At 41.9% G+C, this 1,318-nt stretch carries 2 protein-coding genes; both read left to right on the top strand.

Annotated features, from left to right (window positions below):
* The coding region (locus AAKU61_RS22595) for an RHS repeat-associated core domain-containing protein (protein WP_354335880.1) at positions 1–597 on the top strand (597 nt) is incomplete at its 5' end.
* A gap of 14 nt (positions 598–611) precedes the next feature.
* Positions 612–935, top strand: coding sequence for a DUF7716 domain-containing protein (locus AAKU61_RS22590; RefSeq protein WP_354335878.1), 324 nt, complete (start codon positions 612–614; stop codon positions 933–935).
* Positions 936–1,318: the final 383 nt, after the last annotated feature.

The raw sequence follows: 1,318 nt of genomic DNA, 5'->3' as shown, positions 1-1,318 counted from the left end.
CCTACGCCAGTTATTGATCAGCCATTCCGGTTTCAGGGGCAGCAGTTTGATGAAGAGACTGGGCTGCATTACAATCGGTTTCGATATTATGATCCGGCGGTGGGGCGGTTTGTTTCTGAAGATCCTATTGGTTTAATGGGGGGTAATAATCTTTTTTCTTATGGACAGAACTCTATTGAATGGATTGATCCATTGGGATTGGCTGGGCGACGAGTTCTTACTGGAAATGACAAATCAGGTCGACCTTTAAGTAGCGATAAATATAGTGTTTGGACTCAAACAACTATTCCATGCAATCTTTTGAGCGGAACACGAGGTGATCATTTTAAAGATGCCAACCAGCAACTTCATCAAATGATTTTAGAAAGCCCAGAATTTGGAAATAGTCTTGGAAAAGATGTTGTTGCGCACGTGAAGCCTGGGGCTAGGGGCGCATATAGTGATAAGAGCCCTCCTGGGTTATCGTGGCATCATAATAACGATGATCCAACAAAAATGGAGCTAGTACCGCGTGCTCAGCATCAAGCGCCAGGCGAAGTGCAAAAATCCTTACATCCTGATCAAGGTGGCGGATTTAAGAAACTTAATTGTTCTTAATTTAGGAGAAGCAAATGAATCACACAATTTCAATTAAAGACATTCTTACCAATCCAGAAAATTTTGACGGTTGGTTATATTTGCCAACAGGAGATCTTGCATTAGGCACAAATTGCTTTGTTTTGAAGCAGAATTTGGATGCCGATCCTGATTGGAATGAACAACTAAAACATCAATTAATTGTTCAAGGTTGGAAACCAATAATTCCAAATGAAGAGGTTGAAGACGTAATTGAAAACACAAAAGCTCAAATCGATAATCCCACATTAGAACAATTATTTAAAGCATTTGTATTTTATTGTGAAAATGATGCATTTATGGAGTGGGATAATGAGTAATGCATTTCTGTGAGGCGCTTAGTGATGGCACTGTGAGAAATACACTCAAATTGTCACCGCTCTTCCTTTTTCGTTAAGCAACAAATAGCGCAATTTAGATTTTAATCAACGAACTAGGCCAACACGCAATTCCCATGAGGCTTGAACGCTAGACCGGCTCAAGACCGTAAGCCGTATTGCAATACGCAGCATGGAATCGTTGAGAAATTCTTAGTTGTTAAAAAACGGCAGTGTATTTGAAACCCTGTTTCTTCCGCCGACCAACTTACCGACGAAACCGGCTTCGACGGCCGCTATCAACGCTATTGCTATAACGCTGCGGGAGAACTCACGCATCTGATCGAGGCTGGTGGTAGCCAATTCGGTCCAGGCAAAGTCACCCG

Origin of the sequence: Undibacterium sp. GrIS 1.2 (genome assembly GCF_040544435.1) — a bacterium.
Classification (GTDB): Bacteria; Pseudomonadota; Gammaproteobacteria; order Burkholderiales; family Burkholderiaceae_D; genus Undibacterium.
The sequence above is the reverse complement of the archived record's forward strand: the minus strand, read 5'-3'. Positions and strand labels throughout refer to the sequence as shown.